General features: G+C 61.9%; 23 protein-coding genes. 11 read left to right on the top strand and 12 right to left on the bottom strand.

Features of this window, described 5'->3' with window-relative positions; genetic code table 11:
* Positions 1-28: 28 nt before the first annotated feature.
* The gene (locus tag NE357_RS25045; protein WP_212633396.1) at positions 29-1,270 is read right to left on the bottom strand and encodes a TIGR03862 family flavoprotein; all 1,242 of its coding nucleotides are present in this window, start codon (positions 1,268-1,270) and stop codon (positions 29-31) included.
* 280 nt (positions 1,271-1,550) lie between these two features.
* Entirely contained in the window at positions 1,551-2,471 is a 921-nt protein-coding gene (locus NE357_RS25040) for a histone deacetylase family protein (protein ID WP_007958746.1), read from the bottom strand.
* An 83-nt stretch (positions 2,472-2,554) separates the two neighbouring features.
* Here NE357_RS25040 and NE357_RS25035 point away from each other — a divergent pair, with 83 nt between their 5' ends.
* The 3 genes from NE357_RS25035 (at position 2,555) to NE357_RS25025 (ending at position 4,689) form a co-directional block, all read left to right on the top strand.
* Complete coding sequence (locus NE357_RS25035; protein WP_169432032.1) at positions 2,555-3,124, top strand: GNAT family N-acetyltransferase; 570 nt, start codon at positions 2,555-2,557, stop codon at positions 3,122-3,124.
* 105 nt (positions 3,125-3,229) lie between these two features.
* Positions 3,230-4,099 (top strand): acyl-CoA thioesterase II, encoded by an 870-nt coding sequence (tesB, locus tag NE357_RS25030; protein ID WP_085712241.1) that lies wholly within the window; start codon positions 3,230-3,232, stop codon positions 4,097-4,099.
* Positions 4,096-4,689, top strand: a complete 594-nt coding sequence (locus tag NE357_RS25025) for an HAD family hydrolase (protein ID WP_169432031.1) — start codon at positions 4,096-4,098, stop codon at positions 4,687-4,689. Before tesB ends, NE357_RS25025 begins: the two co-directional genes overlap by 4 nt.
* A gap of 115 nt (positions 4,690-4,804) precedes the next feature.
* Here NE357_RS25025 and NE357_RS25020 read toward each other — a convergent pair whose 3' ends face one another.
* The 4 genes from NE357_RS25020 to NE357_RS25005 all read right to left on the bottom strand — a co-directional run bounded on the left by NE357_RS25020 (position 4,805) and on the right by NE357_RS25005 (position 9,390).
* Positions 4,805-5,758 carry an alpha/beta hydrolase gene (locus tag NE357_RS25020; RefSeq protein ID WP_169432030.1) on the bottom strand — a complete coding sequence of 318 codons (954 nt, stop codon included), beginning with the start codon at positions 5,756-5,758 and terminating at the stop codon, positions 4,805-4,807.
* The gene (ypfJ, locus tag NE357_RS25015) at positions 5,759-6,646 is read right to left on the bottom strand and encodes a KPN_02809 family neutral zinc metallopeptidase (protein ID WP_169432029.1); all 888 of its coding nucleotides are present in this window, start codon (positions 6,644-6,646) and stop codon (positions 5,759-5,761) included.
* Between the two features lie 190 nt (positions 6,647-6,836).
* Positions 6,837-7,670, bottom strand: coding sequence for an aldo/keto reductase (locus NE357_RS25010; protein ID WP_169432028.1), 834 nt, complete (start codon positions 7,668-7,670; stop codon positions 6,837-6,839).
* Positions 7,654-9,390 carry an FAD-dependent oxidoreductase gene (locus NE357_RS25005; RefSeq protein ID WP_169432025.1) on the bottom strand — a complete coding sequence of 579 codons (1,737 nt, stop codon included), beginning with the start codon at positions 9,388-9,390 and terminating at the stop codon, positions 7,654-7,656. The genes NE357_RS25010 and NE357_RS25005 overlap by 17 nt, the downstream gene beginning before the upstream one ends.
* A 178-nt stretch (positions 9,391-9,568) precedes the next feature.
* Between NE357_RS25005 and NE357_RS25000 the strand changes: the two genes are divergently transcribed.
* From NE357_RS25000 to NE357_RS24985, 4 genes are all read left to right on the top strand, one after another.
* The gene (locus NE357_RS25000) at positions 9,569-10,345 is read left to right on the top strand and encodes an IclR family transcriptional regulator (protein ID WP_169432024.1); all 777 of its coding nucleotides are present in this window, start codon (positions 9,569-9,571) and stop codon (positions 10,343-10,345) included.
* Between the two features lie 116 nt (positions 10,346-10,461).
* Positions 10,462-11,523, top strand: a complete 1,062-nt coding sequence (locus NE357_RS24995) for a Gfo/Idh/MocA family protein (protein ID WP_169432023.1) — start codon at positions 10,462-10,464, stop codon at positions 11,521-11,523.
* 2 nt (positions 11,524-11,525) lie between these two features.
* The gene (locus NE357_RS24990; protein ID WP_169432021.1) at positions 11,526-12,341 is read left to right on the top strand and encodes a sugar phosphate isomerase/epimerase family protein; all 816 of its coding nucleotides are present in this window, start codon (positions 11,526-11,528) and stop codon (positions 12,339-12,341) included.
* Between the two features lie 65 nt (positions 12,342-12,406).
* Positions 12,407-13,285 (top strand): DMT family transporter, encoded by an 879-nt coding sequence (locus tag NE357_RS24985; protein ID WP_169432020.1) that lies wholly within the window; start codon positions 12,407-12,409, stop codon positions 13,283-13,285.
* A 42-nt stretch (positions 13,286-13,327) separates the two neighbouring features.
* On the opposite strand, the gene NE357_RS24980 is transcribed toward NE357_RS24985, so the two are convergent.
* A complete protein-coding gene (locus NE357_RS24980) occupies positions 13,328-14,665 on the bottom strand; it encodes an MFS transporter (protein ID WP_169432019.1) in 1,338 nt (445 codons plus the stop codon).
* Between the two features lie 273 nt (positions 14,666-14,938).
* Here NE357_RS24980 and quiC point away from each other — a divergent pair, with 273 nt between their 5' ends.
* Positions 14,939-16,840, top strand: a complete 1,902-nt coding sequence (quiC, locus tag NE357_RS24975; RefSeq protein WP_169432018.1) for a 3-dehydroshikimate dehydratase QuiC — start codon at positions 14,939-14,941, stop codon at positions 16,838-16,840.
* 102 nt (positions 16,841-16,942) lie between these two features.
* Positions 16,943-17,620 carry a TetR family transcriptional regulator gene (locus NE357_RS24970; RefSeq protein WP_169432017.1) on the top strand — a complete coding sequence of 226 codons (678 nt, stop codon included), beginning with the start codon at positions 16,943-16,945 and terminating at the stop codon, positions 17,618-17,620.
* A 32-nt stretch (positions 17,621-17,652) separates the two neighbouring features.
* On the opposite strand, the gene NE357_RS24965 is transcribed toward NE357_RS24970, so the two are convergent.
* From NE357_RS24965 to NE357_RS24955, 3 genes are all read right to left on the bottom strand, one after another.
* On the bottom strand, positions 17,653-18,507 hold the full coding sequence (locus NE357_RS24965; protein WP_169432016.1) for a shikimate dehydrogenase: 855 nt from the start codon (positions 18,505-18,507) through the stop codon (positions 17,653-17,655).
* A gap of 5 nt (positions 18,508-18,512) precedes the next feature.
* Positions 18,513-18,953, bottom strand: a complete 441-nt coding sequence (gene aroQ, locus NE357_RS24960) for a type II 3-dehydroquinate dehydratase (protein ID WP_169432015.1) — start codon at positions 18,951-18,953, stop codon at positions 18,513-18,515.
* A 141-nt stretch (positions 18,954-19,094) separates the two neighbouring features.
* Entirely contained in the window at positions 19,095-20,006 is a 912-nt protein-coding gene (locus NE357_RS24955; protein ID WP_169432014.1) for a LysR family transcriptional regulator, read from the bottom strand.
* 204 nt (positions 20,007-20,210) lie between these two features.
* On the opposite strand from NE357_RS24955, the gene NE357_RS24950 reads away from it, so the two are divergent.
* A complete protein-coding gene (locus NE357_RS24950) occupies positions 20,211-20,639 on the top strand; it encodes a hypothetical protein (protein WP_039771768.1) in 429 nt (142 codons plus the stop codon).
* Positions 20,636-21,082, top strand: a complete 447-nt coding sequence (locus NE357_RS24945; RefSeq protein ID WP_169432013.1) for a hypothetical protein — start codon at positions 20,636-20,638, stop codon at positions 21,080-21,082. The genes NE357_RS24950 and NE357_RS24945 overlap by 4 nt, the downstream gene beginning before the upstream one ends.
* 55 nt (positions 21,083-21,137) lie before the next feature.
* Here the strand turns inward: NE357_RS24945 and trmA are convergent, their stop codons facing one another.
* On the bottom strand, positions 21,138-22,217 hold the full coding sequence (gene trmA / locus NE357_RS24940) for a tRNA (uridine(54)-C5)-methyltransferase TrmA (protein WP_169432012.1): 1,080 nt from the start codon (positions 22,215-22,217) through the stop codon (positions 21,138-21,140).
* A complete protein-coding gene (locus NE357_RS24935; RefSeq protein ID WP_169432011.1) occupies positions 22,214-23,509 on the bottom strand; it encodes an NCS2 family permease in 1,296 nt (431 codons plus the stop codon). Before NE357_RS24935 ends, trmA begins: the two co-directional genes overlap by 4 nt.
* Between the last annotated feature and the right edge of the window lie 209 nt (positions 23,510-23,718).

Genomic DNA, 23,718 nt, shown 5'->3' with positions numbered 1-23,718 from the left:
GGGTCGTTCCCGCGCAATGCGGGAACGATCAGTTACGCTGTTTCAACCAGTCCAGCATTCCAGCTCCGGCCGCCCGGCCACTGGCAAAACACGCCGTCAGCAAATACCCCCCAGTCGGCGCTTCCCAATCCAGCATTTCCCCCGCACAGAACACCCCCGGCAACGCCTTGAGCATCAATCGCTCATCCATCGCTTCGAACGTCACGCCGCCGGCACTGCTGATCGCTTCATCCAACGGGCGAGTTTTCACCAGCGTCAGCGGCAAAGCCTTGATCGCCCGAGCCAACAGTGCCGGATCGGCAAACGTCGCAGCATCAGTGAGTTCACGCAGCAACGCCGCTTTCACCCCGTCAATCCCGACCTGACTGTGCAGATGCTTGGCCATCGAGCGCGAACCCCGAGGTTTGCTCAACGCCGCCTGCAATTTATCCACAGGCCGGCCGGGCAGCAGGTCGATGTGAATGGTCGCGGCACCGTGCACATTGATCGCCTCACGAATCGGCGCCGACAGCGCGTAGATCAGGCTGCCCTCAATCCCTGTCGCGGTAATCACGCATTCGCCCAAACGCGGAACGTCGTCGTTCAAACCGATGGCGATATTTTTCAGCGGCGCGCCGGCGAATTTGCTGACCATCAGTTCGCTCCAGGCTTGCACCTCGAAGCCGCAATTGCTTGGCTGCAAGGGCGCCAGTCCTACGCCGCGTTGCTCCAGCGGCAGCATCCACGCGCCGTCGGAACCCAGCCGCGACCAACTGCCGCCGCCGAGGGCGAGCAGGGTGGCGTCGGGGGTAAGGGTTTTCTCGCCTTCCGGGCTGTCGATGCGCAGCGCGCCGTTTTCATCCCAGCCGAGCCAGCGGTGGCGGGTGTGGATAACCACGCCGCTGTCGCGCAGGCGCTTGAGCCAGGCGCGCAGCAATGGCGCGGCTTTCATGTCGGTGGGGAACACCCGGCCGGAGCTGCCGATGAAAGTTTCGATGCCCAGTTCGTGAATCCAGCGGCACAGGGCGTCGGCGTCGAATGCGCGCAGCAGCGGGGCAATGTTCGGGGCGCGTTCGGCGTAGCGCGAGAGGAACGCCGGCCAGGCTTCGGAATGGGTGATGTTCATGCCGCCAACCCCGGCCAGCAGGAACTTGCGGCCCACCGAGGGCATGCCGTCGTACAAATCGACGCGGACTCCGGCCTGGCTCAGCACTTCGGCGGCCATCAGGCCGGCGGGGCCACCGCCGATGATGGCGACGTGAGCGGGAGAGGTGGCGTGAATCTGGGTCATGGCGTGCGCTGCGGTCTGACGAAATATGGCGCGCATTCTAACAGCGCAAATCCCTTGTGGGAGCGAGCCTGCTCGCGATGCGGCGGATCAGTCGCCATCGATTCCGGATGAGAGGGCCTCATCGCGAGCAGGCTCGCTCCCACAGAGGCTTGTGGTGGCTCAAATTGCTGATCAAAAAACAACCAGTGCGCTGCAAGCCATGTTCAGCGTGGGCTGTAGTCCCTTTCGCTCAGGTTATCCACAGGCCGTTCCACAGCCATTGTGGGTAACGCAGCACAACTCAATGACAACCCGATGACTGCCAGACGCGCTGCGCACTGTGATGCAGGATCCCGTGACGGCGGGCGAGTGCGTGGCGATCCTTGCTGTAACCGCCGCCGATCACGCCGACCACCGGGATGTCGCGGCCCAGGCAATGGCGCATCACGCTTTCGTCGCGGGCGGCAACGCCTTCGTCGGTCAGTTGCAGATAGCCGAGGGCGTCGTCCTTGTGCACGTCGACGCCGGCGTCGTACAGCACCAGATCCGGCTGATACAGCGGCAGCAGATAGTTGAGCGCGTCATCGACGACTTTCAGGTAATCGGCGTCGCCCATGCCGTTGGGCAGCGGAATGTCCCAATCGCTTTCGGCTTTGCGTGCAGGAAAGTTCTTTTCGCAGTGCAGGGAAACGGTGATGGCTTCCGGGGTGTTGTGCAGAATTCGTGCAGTCCCGTCGCCCTGATGCACGTCGCAATCGAAGATCAGCACCCGGTTCACCCGGCCGCTTTGCAGCAGGTAGTGACTGATGATCGCCAGGTCATTGAAGATGCAGAACCCGGCGGGGTAGTCGTAGTGGGCGTGATGAGTACCGCCGGCCAAGTGACAGGCCAGGCCATGCTCCAGGGCTTTCTCTGCCGCGAGAATCGAGCCGCCGACCGCCCGTACGGTGCGTCGGGCCAGAGCTTCGTTCCACGGCAGACCGAGGCGCCGCTGGTCTTCGCGGGACAACTCGCCACTCATGTAGCGTTCGATATAACCGCGGTCATGGGCCAGGGCGAGGATGTCGGCAGGGCACAGTTCAGGGCGCAGCAGGTCTTCGTCGCGAGTCAGGCCGCTGTCCACCAGGTGATCGCGCAGCAGGCGGAACTTGTCCATGGGAAAGCGGTGATCCGCCGGAAACTCGGGGCTGTAGTCTTCGTGGTAGATCAGCGGCAATGGCATGGCGGACTATTCATAAAGGCTGTAGGAAAGAGTGCAAAGACTACCAGCGATGTAGACTTGCGGCATGGAAACGGAGGGGCACGATGGAGCCGATACTTGAGCTGGAAAGCGCGCGACTGCTGATGCGTCAGTGGCAGGACGCTGATCTGCCGGCATTTGCGGCGATGTGCGCCGATCCGCAGGTGATGCGCTATTTTCCTGCGCCTTTGAGCCGGCTGGAAAGCGCGGCGCTGATCGGCCGTGTGCGCGGCCATTTTGCCGAACACGGCTTCGGCCTGTGGGCACTGGAGCGCAAGGACACCGGTGAGTTTATCGGCTTTACCGGACTCGGTGTGGTCGGTTTCGATGCCCCGTTCACCCCGGCGGTGGAAATCGGCTGGCGTCTGGCGAAGGAACACTGGGGCCTGGGATATGCCAGCGAGGCAGCGTGGACTGCGTTGCGTTGCGGCTTTGACCGGTTGGCCCTGAAGGAGATTGTGGCGTTCACCGCACAGAGCAATCTGCCGTCGGAAAAGGTCATGCAGGCCATCGGCATGCATCACGACCCAGCCCATGATTTCGATCACCCGAAACTGGCGGTCGATCACCCGCTGCGTCGACATCTGCTGTACCGCATCACCCGGGAGCAATGGCTGCAGACCTTGCATGGCTAAGCCGACACGGACGTTTACAATGGCGCGATCATGGCTCGCGCCAGAATCTGAATTGGTCGCCGCAGCCAAGACTGCGCGGCATTGCTTTGTGTGAGGAGAGTCTGAATGAGCCAAGTGTTGGAAGATCTGGTGGATCTGCTGACCCTCGAACCGATCGAGGAAAACCTGTTCCGTGGTCGCAGTCAGGATCTGGGCTTTCGCCAGTTGTTCGGCGGCCAGGTGCTCGGCCAGTCGCTGTCGGCGGCCAGTCAGACCGTTGAAGAAACCCGTCATGTGCATTCGATGCACGGTTATTTCCTGCGTCCGGGCGATGCCAAGTTGCCGGTGGTCTACTCGGTTGACCGCGTGCGGGATGGCGGCAGTTTCAGCACCCGCCGCGTGACCGCGATCCAGAAGGGCCACCCGATTTTCACCTGCAGCGCTTCGTTCCAGTACGACGAAGAAGGCTTCGAGCACCAGAGCCAGATGCCGCAAGTGGTCGGCCCGGAAAACCTGCCGTCGGAGCTGGAACTGACCCAGCAACGCGCGCACCTGATTCCGGAACACATGCGCGAAAAGCTGCTGTGCCCGAAACCGATCGAAGTGCGCCCGGTCACCGAAAAAGACCCGTACAACCCGCAACCGGCGGACCCGATCAAGTACGTGTGGTTCCGCGCCGACGGCGCTTTGGCCGACATCCCGGCGCTGCACAAATACCTGCTGGCCTACGCCTCGGACTTCGGCCTGCTGACCACCTCGATGCTGCCCCACGGCAAATCGGTCTGGCAGAAAGACATGCAGGTCGCCAGCCTCGACCACGCCTTGTGGTTCCACAACGACCTGCGCGCCGATGACTGGTTGCTCTACGCCATGGACAGCCCGTGGGCCGGCAATTCCCGTGGTTTTTCCCGTGGCAGCGTGTTCAACCGCGCCGGGCAACTGGTGGCGTCGGTGACCCAGGAAGGCCTGATCCGTCATCGCAAGGACTGGGCATGAGTCTGGCGGATGTGCGGCACTGGGTGTTCGACATGGACGGCACCCTGACCGTGGCCGTGCATGACTTCGCGGCGATTCGCGTGGCGCTGGCGATCCCGCCGGAGGACGACATCCTCACGCATCTCGCAGCATTGCCTGCCGAAGAAGCGGCGGCGAAACACGCGTGGCTGCTGGAACATGAGCGGGATCTGGCGCTCGGCTCGACCCCGGCGGTCGGCGCGGTGGCGCTGGTGCGCGACCTGCACGCTCGGGGTTATCGCCTCGGCATCCTGACCCGCAATGCGCGGGAGCTGGCCCATGTGACGCTGGAGGCCATCGGCCTGGCCGACTGCTTCGCGGTTGACGATGTGCTGGGCCGCGATGAAGCGCCGCCGAAACCGCATCCGGGTGGTCTGCTGAAACTGGCCGAAGCCTGGCAAGTGCCGGCGAGCGAGATGGTGATGGTTGGTGATTACCGGTTTGATCTTGATTGCGGTCGGGCGGCGGGCACGCACACGGTGCTGGTGAACCTGCCGGATAATCCATGGCCGGAGCTGACCGACTGGCACGCGAAGGATTGCGTGGAGTTGCGGCAGATGCTTTTGGTCTGAGACCTGCGTTGTCTGCACGGACGCTTTCGCGAGCAGGCCCGCTCCCACAGGGGAATGCATTCCAAATGTGGGAGCGGGCTTGCGCGAGAAGAGGCCCGACCCTCCACCCCACAACTTACTGCTCGAATAGAGCTTTCTGACCTTCCGGTGAGGTCAGCATGCCGTCGCCGTTATGCCCGACGCCGGGCACTTCCACCAGCCGCTGATTCACCCCTTCCGGATGCCGGCGCAGTAGATAGCTGAAAAACATTTTTCCGCGCATCAGGCGATAGGCGCCTTGTGCTTCGGCGGCACAGCTCTTGTCCAGCGCCGGGTGTTGCGGGTCGGTGTCCTGCTGGCCCAGCAGATAAATCACCTCGCGTTTGACGTAACTGCCTTCAAGCTGTGCGGGCGTTTGCCCACCCGAGTAGATCGGCGGATCCACCAGACCGTACTTCCAGCGGTTGAAGCCCGGGCACTGCGCATGATCGAACGCCACCGGTCGTTGCTCATTGAAGTAGGCGTAGGACGACGGATTGGCCACCACGTAGCGCAAGCGAATGCCTTCAGCCTTGAGCGCCGGTTGTTCGCGGGCGAGCAGGGCATAGCGCTGCACCACCTGACCGCCGCCGGAGTGGCCGAAGATCACGATCTGCTTCACGTCCGGAAATTGCTTGCGATCAGTCAGCCGCCCGACGATTTCGTCCAGTGCGGCGTAGGAACTCAGCGGGTTCGGCCCTGTGGATAACCCGCCACCCATCCATTCATTACCCTTCCAGCGCAACACGCTGGCGGGCAACGAATAGAGAGCAACATCGCTTTCGTTGAGAAACTGCGGAGCGATCACCAGGGTGTTGGCGGTTTGCCCGGCCAGTTCCGCCGCGGCTTCGCCGCTTTTGCGATAGGTTTCGGCGTTGCGCAGCTTGCCATGAATGACGATCAGCACCCGCTCGATTTTCGCCGGCGCCGGGCCGATGCCCACCGCCATTTCGCCGGCCTGCAATTGCAGGCGCCCGGGACTGATTGCGTCGACGCCGGCCGCTTGCGCGGTGCCGCCGATCAACAGTAAAGCCAACAGCCATTTATGCATTTACAGGTTTTTCGCCGCAAAGGTATCGCACTGGCCGACCTGGCCCTGGGCGAATCCGGTTTTGAACCAGCGCACCCTTTGCGCCGACGTACCGTGGGTAAACGAGTCCGGTACCACACGGCCCTGACCCTGTTGTTGAAGGCGATCATCACCGATGGCGTTCGCCGCGTTCAAGGCTTCTTCGATGTCGCCCGGTTCCAGCCAGTTCAGACGTTTCTGCGCGTTGTAGGCCCAGACGCCGGCCAGACAATCGGCCTGCAGTTCCTGACGCACCAGCAGACCGCCGTCACCTTGCATCTGCCGGCCTTGCTGGCGGGCGGCCTGAATTTTCGCCGAGACGCCGAGAAGCGTCTGCACATGGTGTCCGACTTCATGAGCGATCACGTAGGCCTGGGCGAAGTCGCCGGCCGCCTTGAAGCGTTGGGACATTTCCTGGAAGAACGCCATGTCCAGATAGACCTTCTGGTCTGCCGGGCAATAGAACGGGCCGGTGGCCGAGGTGGCCATGCCACAGGCTGAATTGACCCGGTTGCTGAACAGCACCAGAGTCGGGTCTTTGTATTGGCGGCCGGCCTGCTGGAAGATCGCGCCCCAGGTGTCTTCGGTGTCACCAAGGATCGAGCGCACGAATTCGGCCTGTTCATCGTTGGCCGGCGGCGCCTGGCGGGTTTGCGAAGAAGGGGCTGGTTGCTCGGACATCTGCCCGGTCAATTGGCCGAGAATCTGCAGCGGGTCCTGCCCGGTGATCCAGCCAATGCCGACGATCAGCAGAATCGCGCCGAGGCTCAGGCCCTTGCCACCCCCGAAACGCATGCCGCCGCCACCTCCCATGTCATCGCCACGGGCATCGACGACGTTGTCACTGCGTCGGCCTTTTTTCCATAGCATGTGGGAATCCTCTGTCTGATCGTGGTGATGAGTGTTGCTGGTGTGTGAGTGTGGCGCCAGTCCGGTCGTCCGTCTATTCGCACATATGCACAAAGGCCCGGCCTCGGGGTGACGAGGTCGGGCCTGTTATTGACGAGCATGAGCGCCGGGAATTCAATCCGCCGGCGGTTTTCTTTTGCCGAGTCAGGTGTCAGCGGTCGAAGGCATCCCACACCGGCGCGAAGTCCGGGCTGACCTGACGTTCGCGCTTGGGCAGCGCAGCGATCAGCGCTCGGTCGTCGTCATCCAGTTCGACCTTCAGCGATGCCAGGTTGGCCAGTTGATTGGTTTTGCTGCTGGCCTTGGGAATCGCCGCGACGTTGTCCTGATCCAGCAGCCACTTCAGCGCGATTTGGGTCGGCAGCACGCCGTGTTTTTCGGCGATCTGCTGAATCTGTGGAATCTCCGAGACCTTGTTACGCGCCAGCGGCGTGTAGGCCGTCAGCGCCAGATCGTGTTGACGGGCGTAGCCGAGCAGGGCGTTTTGTCCGAGCAGGACGTGGTACTCGACCTGGATGGCTGACAGAGGAATGCCGTATTCCTCGACGACTTTGCGCAGCAGCGGCAGCGGAAAGTTCGCCACACCGATGTTGCGAGCCAGCCCCTGTTCTTTGAACGACGCGAGGGTTTCGAGGGTGCGCGGCAAATCCCAGTCGGTGGTCGGCCAATGGATCATGAACAGGTCGACGTACTCGCTGCGCAAGGCCTTGAGGCTGCGATCCAGCGAGTGACGCATGGCGTCCGGTTGCAACTGGTCCCACCAGACCTTGGTGGTGACGTGGATCTGCTCGCGGGGTGTCGGCGTATTCGCCAGGGCCTGTCCGACTGCGTCTTCGTTGTTGTAGGCCGCTGCCGTGTCGATGTGGCGGTAACCGAGTTCCAGGGCTTGCTCCACGGCGCGGGTGCATTCGTCGCCGAGCATCGGCCAGGTGCCGAGGCCGAGTTTTGGCAGGTTCAGTCCTTGTCTGTTAACGATGTGCTGCATGGTCGTTCTCCTGTTCGAAAGCCGTGACGCCCGCCATGTGCCGGGCTGCGATGTAACCGAACGTCAGCGCCGGGCCGAGGTTGATCCCGCCCGCCGGATAATGCCCGCCCATGATGCTGGCCATGTCGCCACCGGCAGCGTACAGCCCGGGGATAGGCCGGTCTTCGGCGTCGAGCACCTGCGCATGCGGGTTGACCTTGAGCCCGGCGAAGGTGCCGAAGCAGCCCGGCTGCACCTTCACCGCGTAGAACGGGCCCTGTTCGATAGGCGCCACGCACGGATTGGGCTGTCGCGCCGGATCGCCCTGTTTGCGGTTGTACGGCGTCGAGCCGCGACCGAACAGCGGGTCTTCGCCGTGCCGGGCATGGTGGTTGTAGTCATGCAGAGTGGCGCGTAAACCGTTCGGATCGATACCGCATGCGGTGGCCAATTCCTCAAGGGTATTGCCGGTTTTCAGATAGCCGCTGCGGATAAAACCTGACACCGGAACCGGAAACGGCCGAGACATGCCGAGCCCGTAACGGCGCTGGAACGCGCGGGTGCAGATCAGCCACGAAGCGACTTCTTCGCCTTCAGGGGCCGCGGCGACCATGGCGCTGACATAGTCGTAATAGCCGTTGGCTTCGTTGACGAAGCGCTGGCCGTTGCGCAGCACGCCGATGACGCCCGGTTTGCCGCGTTCGATGATGTGTGGGAAATGGCCGATGCTGCCGTCGGAATGTGGCACCTGCGAGACCGGCGCCCACGCCACGGGCGAGGCCACATCGGTGTTGACCCGGCCTCCGACGTTTTCACCCATCCGCAGGCCATCGCCATTCACTGCCAGCGGAGGCAGCGCCCAATGTTCGTGACCGGTGGGCGTGCGCGGGAACAAGGCCTTGCGCCGCTCGATGTCGTTGGCAAATCCGCCGGCCGCGAGCACCACGCCCTTGCGCGCATGGACAGTGACCGGGCCTTTCGCGGTGTGCACGTGAGCGCCGGTGATGCGTGATTCGTCGCGCAGCAGTTCAGTCACTGGCGCCGATTCCCACAGCAGTACGCCTAGGTCTTCGGCGGATTTCGCCAGCCGAGCGACCAGCGCCACGCCGTTGACCAGTTGCATCGCCCGGCCGTGCAGCGCCAGGTCCAGCAGGTGGCGAGTGAAACGCCGGGTCACGTGCCAGGCCGCCGACAGCGAGCGAGTCAGATTGAGAAACGCCGACAGGTCCGCGCCGGCCATGATCGGCATGCCCATGAACGATGTTTCGCGCATGGTTGTACGAAGACGTTTGAGCAGGCGTCCGACCTTTCGTCCGTCATAGGGCGCGGCAATCACCGAGCGTCCGCCGGTGCCGGCGCCCGGTGTTTCGCCGTGGATGTCGGCGATGGTGTTGCCGTCGGCAAATTGCAGGGCAGTGTGTTGTTCGAAGAACGCCACCATGCGCGGGCCGGCTTCAAGGAAGGCGTCGATCATGGCCGGGTCGTAGTGTTTGCCGAGTTCGTGGCGCAGGTAGGTGCGCGGCAGTTCCACGTCTTCGACGATCCCGGCGCGCCGGGCCAGCGGATTGCGTGGCACCCACGCCCAGCCGCCGGACCAGGCGGTGGCGCCGCCGAACACCGGATCCTTTTCCACCACGATGACCTTCAAGCCATGCCAGGCGGCGGTGACGGCGGCCGACAAACCGGCGGCGCCGGAGCCGACCACCAGAACGTCGCAGTCGATATCGGGAAGGGCAGGCATCAGGAAACGCTCCAGCTATCAATTATTTTTAGAATCATGTTCCAGAAAATAACCAGTGCGAGTGAAGCAGATCAACCCGACTGACGCGCAAAGTGGGCGGTTATCGGACGTCAGGTTCCAGATTTCGCATTCCTCGGGATGTCTTCTAGAATCGGCGAAATTTCACCGAGAGCGCACCATGGCCGGCAGTCAAATCGAACGGGTTTTCAGCGTGCTGGAAAGCCTCACCAGTGATCCGCGCGGGCTGCCGATGCAGACCCTGGCCGAGCAACTGGACATTCCAAAGAGCGCGACGCACCGCTTGCTCGCCGAGCTGATCCGCCTGGGTTACGTGCGGCAGAATCCGGAAACGTTGCGTTATCACCTGTCGACCAAACTGGTTGCGATGGGCTTTCAGTACCTGTCGAGCAGCGGTGCCGATATCGTGCAGCCGGTGCTCGATCGGCTGGCCCAGGAAACCGGTGAGCTGGTGCGTCTGGGCGTGATCGACGGCGAACGCCAGACCTGGATCGCCAAAGCCCAGGGCGCCCGCACCGGCCTGCGTTACGACCCGGATATGGGCCGCGATGCGCCGCTGTTCTACACCGCATCGGGCCATGCGTGGCTGGCGTGCATGAGTGACGCCGAGGCGTTGTCGCTGGTCGAACGCCAGGGCGCGGAGGTGCCGGCGGATATCGGGCCCAACGCGCCGCGCTCCAATATTGAACTGCTCGAACGCCTGCGCGTGGCCCGGGAACAGGGCTATGCCTGTGTGGAAGAAAGTTCGGCGGTGGGCACTTCGGCGATTGCTGCCGTGGTGAAGCATCCCGCCGATGGCCGGGTGATTGGCGTGCTCAGCATCGCCGGCCCAAGCGCCCGGATGCCGGCGGCGCGATTGCATGAACTGGCGCCGTTGCTGCTTACGTTTACCGCGGAGCTGTCGGCGGCGAGCCTGGCCTCGGAGTTGTTCGTTTAAGCAAAACTGTGCGCTGTTCGCCCACTTTTCAGTCGGATGGGTGTGAGAATCTGGAACCGGGTTCTAAATTGTTGGTTGAGTGAGTTTTCCCACAACAATCACAAGAGGATCGCACCTTGAACCCGCCCCTTCGCATCGCCTTGATCGGCGCCGGTAGCATGGGCCAGCAACATTACCGGCACCTGAAACATCTCACTGAGGCCACGTTATGCGCCGTGGCCGATCCCGGCCTTCAGGCACCGGCCCTGGCGGCGGAGTGGGGTGTGGCGCATTTCGCCGATCACCGTCAGATGCTGGAACAGAACCGGCCAGACGCAGTCATCGTCGCCAATCCGAATAATCAGCACGTCAGCACCGCACTGGATTGCCTGGCCGCTGGTGTTCCGGTGTTGCTGGAAAAACCGGTGGGTGTGCATCTGGATGAGGCGCGGGAGCTGGTGGCAGCGGTGAAGCGTAGCGGCGTGCCGGTGTTGGTTGGTCATCATCGGCGGCACAATCCGTTGATCGTGCGGGCCCATGAACTGGTCAAGGGCGGAGCATTGGGGCGGCTGACGCTGGTGACTGCGTTGTTCCAGTTGCGCAAACCCGACCACTATTTTGAAACCGCGTGGCGGCGCGAAGCCGGTGCCGGACTGCTGCTGACCAATCTGATTCACGACCTCGATCTGCTGCGTCATCTGTGCGGAGAAGTACGTTCGGTGCAGGCAATCACCGACCGTTCGGTGCGCGGTTTTACCAATGAAGACAGCGCGGCAATCCTGCTGCAGTTCGATGGCGGAACGCTGGGCACCCTGACCGGTTCCGATGCGGTGGCGGCGCCGTGGAGCTGGGAGTTGAACTCCGGGGAGAATCCGGTCTATCCGTGCCATGCCGAACAGCCTTGTTACTTGCTGGCGGGAACGGCCGGGGCCTTGAGCATTCCGCAACTCAAGCGCTGGCATTACCACCCCGATCAGGTGGACGCCGGTTGGCACGAGCTGTTGCTGGCGGTCGATGAACCGTTCACGCCTGATGAAGCCCTGCGGTTGCAATTGCAGCATTTCGTCCGCGTCGCACGCCGGGAAGTCGAACCGCTGGTGAGTGCCGCCGACGCCGCCCGCACGCTGGCGCTGGTCGAGGCTATCCGTGGAGCAGCGGCCAGCGGTCGCGCCACCGAACCTGCGCAGATCGAGGCCTGAACATGAGCGAACGAATTCTGTCCCTGGCCAGCCTGACCGTGCTGGAGTTGTCGCCACCCGAGATGGTCGAGGTCGCCGCCCGTGCCGGATACAGCCATGTCGGCTTGCGTCTGGAGCCGGCGACGGCCGAGGAATATCACTTTCCGTTGGTAGCCGATGGCGATTTGCGGCGTCAGACACTGGCGCGTTTGCGTGACACCGGAATCGGCGTGCTCGACGTGGAAATCCTGCGTCTGAAACCGCACACGGTGGTGGCGGATTTCGAGCCACTGCTCAGCGTCGGCGCGGAGTTCGGTGCCAGTGAATTGCTGGTCGCCGGAAACGATCCTGACGAGCAGCGGCTCACCGATAATTTTGCGGCACTCTGCGATCGGGCGGCGCCCTACGGTTTGCATCCGCATCTGGAGTTCATGCCGTGGACCGATGCACGCAATCTTGAGCAGGCGTTGCGCATCGTCGACAACGCCGGGCGCGAAAACGGTGCGGTGCTGGTCGATGCGTTTCACTTCGACCGTTCCGGATCGCGGCTGGAAGATCTGACCGGTGTGCCGTCCTCACGGCTGCGCTACGCACAGTTGTGCGATGTTGCCGGGCCGAGGCCGACGGACATGGCCGAGATCTTGCGTCAGGCCCGCAATGAACGACGGTTTCCTGGCGAGGGGGATTGTGACTTGAGCGGCTTATTGCGCTGCCTTCCGGCTAACCTTCCCCTGAGTCTGGAAATTCCCACGGTCAAATTGCTGGAGCAGGGCGTGAGTGGATTGCAGCGGGCGCAAATGGCGATCGACCGGACACGGGAATTGTTGGCCCGGCTTTAAGTCTGCTTCAAGGGGCGAGGCGCACGCGTCCTCGTCACCGTTTATTTTTCATTCAGAGAGAGCCCATGACCGTCAGCACTCCGCTTTCCGGCGTCAACCAACCCTTCAAGGGGATCTTGCTGATTGTCGTGGCAACCTTCCTGTTCTCCAGTCACGACGCGCTGTCGAAATACCTCTCGGGTTTTTATCCGATCGTGATGGTGGTGTGGGCGCGGTATCTGGTGCACACGCTGCTGATGGCGGGGATTTTCCTGCCGCAGTCCGGGTTGCGCGTGCTGCGCACCAAGCGTCCGTTGTGGCAGTTGGCGCGGGCGTTGTGCCTGTTGGGCACCAGCCTGTTTTTCACCACTGCGTTGCTGTACATCCCGCTGGCCGAGGCCACGGCGGTCAACTTTCTTGCGCCGGTGCTGGTGACGGCGTTGTCGGTGCCGTTGCTCAAGGAGCGGGTGACGCGCGGTCAGTGGATCGCGGTGGTGTGCGGGTTCATCGGTGTGCTGATCATCGTCCATCCGGGCGGTGACCTGTTCACCCCGGCGATTCTCTTGCCGTTCTGTTCGGCGCTGTTTTTCTGCTTCTATCAGTTGCTGACCCGCAAGCTCAGCGAGGTCGACAGCCCGACCACCAGCAATTTTTTCGCCGGGTTGTGCAACACGCTGGTGATGAGTGCGCTGGTGCCGTTCTTCTGGCAGGTGCCCAGTTTGGGACATGCGTTGTTGATGCTGGCGCTGGGCAGTTGCGGGATGACCGCGCACCTGTTTCTGACCCAGGCATTCCGCCATGCCGCACCGGCGTTGCTGGCGCCGTTCGGTTATTGCCAGATTGTGTTTGCAGGGTTGCTGGGCTGGTTGCTGTTTGCTCACACGCCGACCCTGATGACAGTGATCGGGATTGCGGTGATCTGTTGCAGCGGACTGGCGGCAGCGTGGCAGCAGAGCCGGCGCTGAAGACGTGACCGGCCTGAAATCAGGCCGGTCGGTGCAGGAAGGTTATTCGGTGATGGTAGGAATCTTGCGCGGTGCCATGAAGTACATCCAGGTCAGTGCGATGAAGTACATCGCCGGAATCAGGGTGAACAGCACGGTGTAGTTGTTGTTGGTGACGGTCAGGATGTGGCCGACGATCTGGGTCATGAACATCCCGCCGATCGCTGCGCACATGCCGCCGAAACCGAACACCGTGCTCATCATGTGCTTGGGCGTGTAGTCCATCACCAGGCTCCAGATGTTGGCGGTCCAGGCCTGGTGCGCGCCGATGGCCAGGGAGATGGCGGCGACGGCGATCCACAGGTTGGCGGAGCCGGCGGCCATGACCACGCCGATGATGCAGCAGGCGAACAGGAACATCGACAGCAGCCGCGCCTTGATCGAGTTCATGCCGCGACCGATCAGGAACGAAGACAGAATCCCGCCGCCCACGCTGCCGAAGTCGGCGGTGACGTAGATGATGATCAGCGGAATGCCCATCTGGGTAACGTTGATGCCCAGGTTGTATTGCTGATTGAGAAACGGCGGCAGCCAGTACAGGTAGAACCAGAACACCGGCGCAGTCAGCGAGTAGGCAAGGGCGAAGGCCCAGGTGCCGCGCATCCGCAGGATTTTCGAGAACGGTACGCGGGCCTGCTCCGGTTCGACTTCTTTCTGGATGTAGTCCAGTTCCGACTGTTTGACGCTGGGGTGATCTTCCGGGTTGAAATACTTAAGACCCCAGAACAGCAGCCAGATCCCGCCCAGTGCCGACATGCACAGGAACGCGGCTTGCCAGCCCCATACGTGAAGAATCAACGGCAGCAGCATCGGGGTGAACATCGCGCCGACGTTGGTGCCAGCGTTGAAGATGCCGGTGGCCACGGCGCGCTCGCCGGCCGGGAACCACAGGCGCGTGGTCTTCACGCAGGCCGGGTAGTTGGCCGCTTCAGTCAGGCCGAGGATGAATCGGCAGACCATGAAGCCCACCGCCGAGGTCGCCAGACCGTGGGCGCCGGTGGCCAGGCTCCAGAGCAGCACCGCGCAGAAGAACACGCGTTTGACGCCGACCCGGTCGATCAGCCGCCCTTGCAGCACGAAACCGATCGCGTAGCCGACCTGAAACCAGAAGTTGATGTTGGCGTAGTCCATCGCCGTCCAGCTCATTTCCTTGGCGAGGATTGGCTGCATGACGCCGAGGGCGGCGCGGTCGATGTAATTGAGGGTGGTGGCGAAAAACACCAGCGCCAGCATGCCCCAACGGGTCTTGCCGACGGCCATGGCGCCGCGGATCTTGTCGCCGATGCCACCCGTGGCAGTGCTCATGGCCGGAGCCATGCGGGAAGTCTGTGAAGGAATCATGTGTTCCACCCGTTTTTGGATTTGTTATTTGGTGTGCTTTTTTTGTGCACGCTGCGACCGGTGGTTCAGTTCCGGACTCAAGGTGAAAGGGATGTTGGGCAGTGGACGAAAAATCGTCAATTCGCCAAACCGGCATTGTGTTCGATAATCGCACGCAAAACTAACCGGGTAGTACAGTTTAAATTGCTCAATGAAAAACCGGGACCAATAATTCGCTCATCTTATAAAAGCGGCGCAATCCCCGTAGCCGACGTCTCCACCGGGAGTTGAATCATGCAGCGATCCATTGCCACCGTTTCCTTGAGCGGAACCCTGCCGGAAAAGCTCGAAGCCATTGCCGCCGCCGGGTTCGACGGGGTGGAGATTTTCGAGAACGACCTTCTGTATTACGACGGCAGTCCCCGGGAAATCAGGCAGATGTGCGCCGACCTCGGGATTGCCATCACCCTGTTCCAGCCGTTCCGCGATTTCGAAGGCTGCCGCCGCGATCGTCTGGAGCGCAACCTGGAGCGGGCCGAGCGCAAGTTTGACCTGATGCAGGAACTGGGCACCGACCTGGTGCTGGTCTGCAGCAATGCCTCGCCAGACAGTGTCGGCGACCAGCAGATCCTGATTGATGACCTGCGCCTGCTGGCTGAGCGCGCCGGCGCCCGTGGCTTGCGCATCGGTTATGAAGCGCTGGCCTGGGGCCGCCATGTGAACACGTATCAACAGGTCTGGGACATCGTGCGTCAGGCCGATCACCCGGCCCTCGGCGTGTTGCTCGACAGCTTCCACACCCTGTCGCTCAAGGGCGATCCACGGGCGATTGCCGAGATTCCCGGCGACAAGATCTTCTTCGTGCAGATGGCTGACGCGCCGATCCTGGCGATGGATGTGCTGGAGTGGAGCCGGCATTTCCGCTGCTTCCCGGGGCAGGGCGAATTCGATCTGCCGGGCTTCCTCGCGCCGATTATCCAGAGCGGCTACACCGGACCGCTGTCGCTGGAAATCTTCAATGACGGCTTCCGCGCCGCACCGCCTCGGGCCAATGCGGCCGACGGTCTGCGTTCGCTGCTGTACCTGGAGGAGAAAACCCGCCAGCGTCTGGAGCAGGAAATCCGCCCTGTGGATAACCGCGACATCCTCTTCGAAACGCCGAAGGCCAGCGAATACAACGGCATCGAGTTTCTTGAGTTCGCCGTGGATGAAAGCCTGGGCGCCAAGCTGTCGAACTGGCTGGAACGGCTGGGTTTCGTCAAGGCCGGCCAGCATCGCTCCAAGAGCGTCAGCCTGTTGCGTCAGGGCGATATCAACCTGATCCTCAACTCTGAACCCTATTCGTTCGGCCACAGCTTTTTCGAAGCCCACGGCCCGTCGCTGTGCGCCACTGCCGTACGGGTCAAGGACAGTGCCAGTGCGCTGGCCCGTGCCGTCGCCTATAAAGGTCAGCCGTATCGCGGGCTGGTCGGCCCCAATGAACTGGAGTTGGCAGCGGTGCGGGCGCCGGATGGCAGTCTGATTTATCTGGTGGATGAAGAGGCGGATGTCTACGGCACCGATTTCAATCTTCTGCCGGATGCTGTGGCTCGCGGCGGTCTCAAACGCATCGATCACATGGCCATGGCGCTGCCGGCAGACAGCCTCGACAGCTGGGTGCTGTTCTACAAGAGCCTGCTGGATTTCGAGGCCGATGACGAGGTGGTGCTGCCGGATCCGTACGGTCTGGTGAAGAGTCGCGCGCTGCGTAGTCGCGACAGTTCGATCCGTCTGCCGCTGAACATTTCCGAGAACCGCAACACCGCGATCTCACACGCGCTGTCGAGTTATCGCGGTTCCGGGGTGCATCACATTGCCTTCGATTGTGACGATATCTTCGCCGAGGTCAGCCGGGCGAAAGAAGCGGGCGTGCCGCTGCTGGATATCCCGCTCAACTACTACGATGACCTCGCGGCGCGCTTCGATTTCGACGACGAATTCCTCAGCGAGCTGGCGTACTACAACGTGCTGTACGACCGCGATGCACAAGGTGGCGAGTTGTTCCACGTCTACACCGAGCCGTTCGAGGGGCGTTTCTTCTTCGAGATCATCCAGCGCAAGAACGGTTATGCCGGTTATGGCGCGGCCAACGTCGCGGTGCGGCTGGCTGCGATGGCCAAAGCACGCAGTGGTGCCGTTCGCCAGGCGAAGTTGTAGGAAATTCGTAAACGCGGGATTAAACACGGGCCGCGCGGCTTCCTTCACTGTGCCGCGCGGCCCATAATCGCCAGCCTGTGCAGTGATGGCCGTGAGCCCGCAATGACAATGACTTCAGAACTTTCCGCAGCCCCCGTTCTACCCGCGGTTGAGCCGCGCAAGAGTCGCAAGAACAACCCGGAAAAGACCCGCGAGAATATCCTGCAGGAGGCGATCGTCGAGTTCGTCCAGCAGGGTCTGTCCGGTGCTCGTGTCGACGCGATCGCCGAGCGCATTCACACCTCCAAGCGCATGATCTATTACTACTTCGGCAGCAAGGAGCAGTTGTACGTCGAGGTTCTGGAAAAGCTCTACGGCGATATCCGCAGCACCGAAAACCGTTTGCACCTGGCCGAACTGCCTCCGGTGGAGGCGATCCGCCGTCTGGTGGAGTTCACCTTCGATCACCACGACCGCAACGTCGATTTCGTGCGCATCGTCTGCATCGAAAACATACATAACGCCGAGTACGTGAAGCGTTCCGACGCGATCAAGGCGATGAACAACACGATCCTCGATTCGCTGGGCGAGATCCTGGCGCGCGGTGCCGCTGAAGGTGTGTTCCGTGCCGGGCTCGACGCGCTGGACGTGCATCTGCTGATCAGTTCGTTCTGTTTCTATCGCGTATCCAACCGCCACACGTTCGGTGAGATCTTTCAGATCGACCTGCCGGATGAAACCATCAAGCAGCGTCATCGCGAGATGATTTGCGAGTCGGTGCTGCGTTACTTGCAGGCGTGACCGAAGTCGAGGGGGCGTCGCCCCCTCAGGGTTTATCCGTTCATGCTTTGAAAATGCGCGAGCATTCGCTGCGCATCCGGCACTTTGCCGCTGAACAGCTCAAACGCCTTCACTGCCTGAAACACCGCCATATTGCCGCCATCCAGGGTTCGGCAACCCAGGGCGCGGGCGTTGCGCAGCAGTTCGGTTTCCAGCGGGAAATACACGATCTCCGCCACCCACAATTCTGGACGCAGCAATGCGGCCGGCACGGGCATGCCCGGCAATTTGGCCATGCCCATCGGCGTGGTGTTCACCAGGCCATCGGCATGACTCAACGCGCTCGACAGATCGTGTCCGGCCACGGCCCGGCCCGCATCGAAATGTTGATTGAGGTTGTTCGCCAGGCTCTCGGCCCGTTCGACATCCACATCAAAAATGCTCAGTTGCTGTACGCCTTCGCTCAATAAGGCGTGGGCCACCGCCGCGCCTGCACCACCGGCGCCCATCTGGACCACACGTTCGCGGGCAACGTCTGGCAGCCCGCGACGAAATCCTTCGGCGAAACCCAGACAATCGGTGTTGTGGCCGACGCGTTTGCCGTCCTTCAGCACCACCGTGTTCACGGCGCCGATGCCCCGGGCTTCGGGTGAGAGCTCATCGAGCAGCGGAATAATTGCCTGCTTGCACGGAAAGGTGATGTTCAGGCCGGTGTAGTTCATTCGCTCGGCGGCCAGCAGCAGGTCGGGCAGGGCGCTGCTGTCCAGTTGCAGTTGATCGAGATCGATCAGCCGGTACAGGTAACGCAGTCCCTGTTCGTCGCCTTCATGTTCATGCAGCGCCGGAGTACGGGAAGCCTGGATGCCGGCGCCGATCAGCCCGGCGAGTATCACGTTGTTGTGGTTCATGCGGATCACCCCTTCAACCGCTGGTGGAAATGTTCCAGGGCCAGGCGATAACCGTGGCTGCCGAAGCCGCACATCACGGCCGTGGCGATGGCCGAGACGAACGAGTGGTGACGGAACGGCTCGCGGGCGTGGACGTTGGACAGGTGGACTTCGATCACCGGCAATTCGCTGGCGACCAGGGCGTCGCGGATCGCTACCGAGGTGTGCGTCCAGGCAGCCGGATTGATCACGATGCCGGCGCAACGCTGGCGGGCGCCGTGAATCCAGTCGAGCAGTTCGCCTTCGTGGTTGGTCTGGCGAAACTCCACGGCCAGGCCGAATTCTTCGGCGGCGCGCCCGCACAGGGCAGAGATGTCGGCCAGGGTTTCGTGACCGTACGTGGCCGGTTCACGGGTGCCGAGCAGGTTCAGGTTCGGGCCGTTGAGCACCAGAACGATAGGGGGCATGGGGGCAAACTCCACTTATTGTTTTTGGCTTGGGCCGAGGGTTTCGGCTTGTGGAGTTAAATTGTACTAGATGGTTACTTTAATCAATTGCTCTGCATCGACGGCCTGGTTTTGTGTGCGGTGATCGAACACTGGTGCAATTCACTGCGGCAACTGCTCGACCAGAAAATCGATGAAAGCCCTGACACGCAAAGGCATGTGGCGATTTTGCGGGTACAGCAACGTGAACGGTCGCGAGCGTCCGCTGTAGGGTTTGAGCACTTCCACCAGCGAGCCGTCGGCCAGTTCCTTTTCGACAATGAAGCGATAGGTCTGGAACAACCCGGCGCCATGTTTGGCCAGGGTCACGCCACCTAGCACGTCATCGGAGCAGCAGAAATTGCCCTCGGCGAGGATTTCCCGTGGTGTCTCTTCATCGTAAAACAGCCAGGTGATCCGCCGCCCGCTGCTGGGCAGTTCGTATTGAATGCATTCGTGCTGTTCGAGGTCTTCGAGGGTCTGCGGCGTGCCGGCGCGTTTGAGGTAGTCGGGGCTGGCGACCATCACCAGCGCCGCATCTTCCAGATGCCGGGCGATCAGGCCGGAATCGGGAATCGCTCGCACGCGGATCGCCATGTCGTAGCCCTCGCCGACGAAGTCGATGTTGCGATTGCTGATGTGCATGTCGACCTTCACCTGTGGGAAGCGCGCACGAAACGCGGGCAGTAGCGGCAGGATCCGATGATGGGCGTAAGTCGTGGGAATACTGATACGCAAGGTGCCGGACGGTTCCTGCTGCTGGCCCATGACTTCCCGTTGCGCCTCGACCAGTTGCGCCAGCGCCTGGCTGCATTCTTCGTAGTAACGTCGGCCGCTGTCGGTCAGTTTCACGCTGCGGGTGGTGCGTGCAAACAGGCGTACACCCAGGCGTTCCTCCATGCGTGACACCGAGCGGCTCACCGCTGCCGGCGTTACCGAAGCCGCCTGCGCCGCGCCGGTGAAGCTGCCGCACTCGGCAGCCAGGCAAAACAACTCGATGCTGCCCAGCTGAAGATCGTCAAAGTGTCGCTGCATGATTGAGTACACCGGGGAATGAGTCTTCGTATGTAGCAAATGCGCGGGCGCTGCGAAAGAACTGCTTACCATGTTGCCCAGGGCTTTCCTGAATCCCGCACTAGGCTCGAAAACGTAATGACCATTGAAGGCAGCAATGCCGATGGTCGGAATTGTCAGGGAATGGCAGTTTTCGAAACTCTTTAACCTAACGGATGGGTTAGCATGAAAGTGTGCAGTTACAAGGGATTGTCGGTGGTGATCATGTTGCGAGACGAACATTGTCCGCCCCATGCGCACGTAGATTCAGGTGCATGGAGTGCCCGTTTCAAATTCAGCTTCTGGCACAACGGCGTGGAGTTATGGGATGTGGTGCCCCTGTCGCGTCGGCCACCGATTGCAGTGCTTGAGGGGCTGCGCCAATCGCTGCGTGAAACTGTTCATCTGCGGCGGGCCCGTCGAATTTGGTGGACTCGTCTGCAGACTGCCTGTCTCGATAACCAATGGTGGGACGGGGACTCGAACGAAGTGGCGGTCATGCGCGAAGTCACCGGAGCGACCTTCAGAATCGGATCGGCATATTACGAACCGGAAGAAAACAAAACCCTGCTGGCCCTGGTTGGTGCTCAGGAAGGTGTGGAGATCGAACTATGAAAACAGTAAAAGCCGGTTTGCATGCTGATCGACCGGTAACGGAAAAGCGCCTCGATGAAGCTGTTGAGCGGGGAGGGCTGCGTCGCCGCAGCAGCTTGCAAGCCGTGTCGGTGGCCTTTCAGAAACCATGCCTGGTGATTCACTTCGAGGACGACAGCGGCGTATTGCTGCCGGTGAATCTCTACCGGGAGTTCGATGATTTCGAACCTGAAGACTTCAACGGGTTGAACGTCGGCTTTGCCGGCACCGCGCTCTGCCACGACGGCAAGGACCTGCAGGTTTCCATCGCCGGCATGATCTCGGCCAGTCAGCCCTTGATGGCCATGGCCGCCTCGGTGATCGCTTCGCGCAACGGTCGCCAGAGCAGCACTGCGAAAGCTGAAGCTGCCCGGGCCAACGGCAGGAAGGGTGGGCGCCCGCGCAAGATTGATCCTGCGTCATGAACAGGCACAAAAAAGCCGTCGGTCAGGACGGCTTTCTTGTCTCTGGCATCTGCCGTCAACGGCGAGTCAGCAACACGCCGGATTCCATGTGGTGGGTCCACGGGAACTGGTCGAACAACGCACAGCGGGTGATGCGGTGCGTGTCGTGCAGTTGGGCGATGTTGGCCGCCAGAGTCTCCGGGTTGCAGGAGATGTACAGGATATTGTCGAAGCGACGGGTCAGCTCGCAGGTGTCCGGGTCCATGCCGGCCCGTGGCGGGTCGACGAACACGCTGCCGAATTCGTAGCTTTTCAGGTCGATGCCGTGCAGGCGGCGGAACGGGCGAACTTCGTTCAGGGCTTCGGTCAGCTCTTCGGCGGACAGACGTACCAGGGTGACGTTATCCACAGCGTTTTCGGCCAGGTTGCTCAGTGCGGCATTGACTGAGGTCTTGCTGATTTCGGTGGCCAGCACTTTGCGCACGCGGGTTGCCAGTGGCAGGGTGAAGTTGCCGTTGCCGCAGTACAGCTCCAGCAGATCGTCGCTGCGATCGCCCAGTGCTTCGTATGCCCAGTTGAGCATCTTCTGGTTCACGGTGCCGTTGGGCTGGGTGAACGCGCCTTCCGGCTGACGATAGCTGAACGTGCGGCCGCCGACGTCGAGCTTCTCGACCACGTAATCGAGGCCGAGCACTTCGCGTTTGCCCTTGGAGCGGCCAATTATGCTGACGCCCAGATCCGCCGACAGCTGGGTGGCCGCCGCGTGCCAGTGCTCATCCAGCGGACGGTGATAGCACAGGGTGATCATCGCGTCGCCGGCCAGGGTGGTCAGAAACTCCACCTGAAACAGCTTGTGGCTCAGCGCCGCGCTGGCTTGCCAGGCCGCTTTCAATTGCGGCATCAGCTGGTTGATGCGCAGGCTGGCGATCGGGAACTCTTCGATCAGGATCGGCGTGCGTTTGTCGTCCTGGGAGAACATCGCGTAATGCCGTTCACCGGCCTCGCGCCACAGGCGGAATTCAGCGCGCAGGCGGAAGTTCTGCAGCGGCGAGTCGAACACCGTTGGCTCCGGTGCATCGAACGGGGCCAGCAGGTCACGCAGGCGCGTGACCTTGTCTTCGAGTTGTGCGGCGTAGGCCTGGGAATCAAAAGTCATGCGTTGAACCAACCCAGCTTGATCACGAACAGAATCGACAGGATCACCAGCGCCGGGTTCAGCTCACGGGCGCGGCCGGACAGCAGTTTGATCGCTGTCCAGGCGATGAAGCCGAAGGCGATGCCGTTGGCGATGGAATAGGTGAATGGCATCGCCAGGGCGGTGACCACGACCGGCGCGGCGACAGTGATGTCTTCCCAGTCTATTTCCGACAGGCCCGAAGTCATCAGTACGGCGACGAACAGCAGTGCCGGCGCGGTAGCGAAGGCCGGAACACTCGATGCCAGTGGCGAGAAGAACAACGCCAGCAGGAACAGAATCGCAACGACGACGGCGGTCAGGCCGGTGCGGCCCCCGGCACTGACGCCCGCAGCGGATTCGATGTAGCTGGTGGTAGTCGATGTGCCCAGCAGCGAACCGGCCATGGCCGCGGTGCTGTCGGCGATCAGCGCACGGCCCATTTTCGGCATGTGGCCGTCCTTGCCCATCAGGCCGGCGCGCTTGGCGACGCCGATCAGGGTGCCGGAGTTGTCGAACAGGTCGACGAACAGGAAGGCGAAGATCACGCTGACCAGCCCGATGTCCAGCGCGCCTTTGATGTCCAGTTGCAGGAAGGTCGGGGCCAGCGAAGGTGGCATCGACGTCACGCCGCCGAACGGGGTGAAGCCCATCACGATCGAGACAATGGTCACTGCGAGGATGCCGATCAGCACCGCGCCGCGCACTTTCAGGGCTTCAAGGGCAACGATCAGGGCGAAACCGAGAGTCGCCAGGATCGGTGCCGGTTGCTTCAGATCACCGAGACCAACCATGGTCGCCGGGTTGCTGACCACGATACCGGCGTTGTGCAGAGCGATCAGTGCCAGGAACAGACCGATACCGGCAGCAATCGCCGAACGCAGCGGCAGCGGAATGCTGTTGATGATCCATTCACGGATGCGGAAGATCGACAGCAGGAAGAAGCACACGGCCGAAATGAACACCGCGCCCAGCGCTACCTGCCAGGTGTGGCCCATGTGCAGCACGACGGTGTAGGTAAAGAAGGCGTTCAGGCCCATGCCGGGTGCGAGGGCGATCGGGTAGTTGGCGATCAGACCCATGACCGTGGAGCCGATGGCGGCTGCCAGACACGTGGCGACGAACACCGCGCCCTTGTCCATGCCGGTCTCGCCGAGGATGCTCGGGTTGACGAACAGAATGTAGGCCATGGCCAGGAAGGTCGTGACGCCCGCCAGAATCTCGGTCCGCACGTTGGTGTTGTGTGCCTTGAGTTGAAACAGCCTTTCCAGCATGTCTGCTCCCCGGGGCGCGCGTGGCGCCGTGAATGTATCGACCTCAACAGCAAAGCACAGACCGTCGCAAGCGCCTGGAAAATTGTGGTGGGCCGGAAAAAGCCGCGCATCATACCAGCAGCGTGAGGAATATGGCGGATGTTGGTATCGATCGTCGGCGAAGTTTTGCACCACGGCCAAGTACGCCATACTGCGCGCTGTTTTTTCGG

The sequence above is a fragment of the Pseudomonas sp. G7(2022) genome, assembly GCF_052660475.1.
Note: the sequence above shows the minus strand (reverse complement) of the source record. Positions and strands in the feature narration are given on the sequence as shown.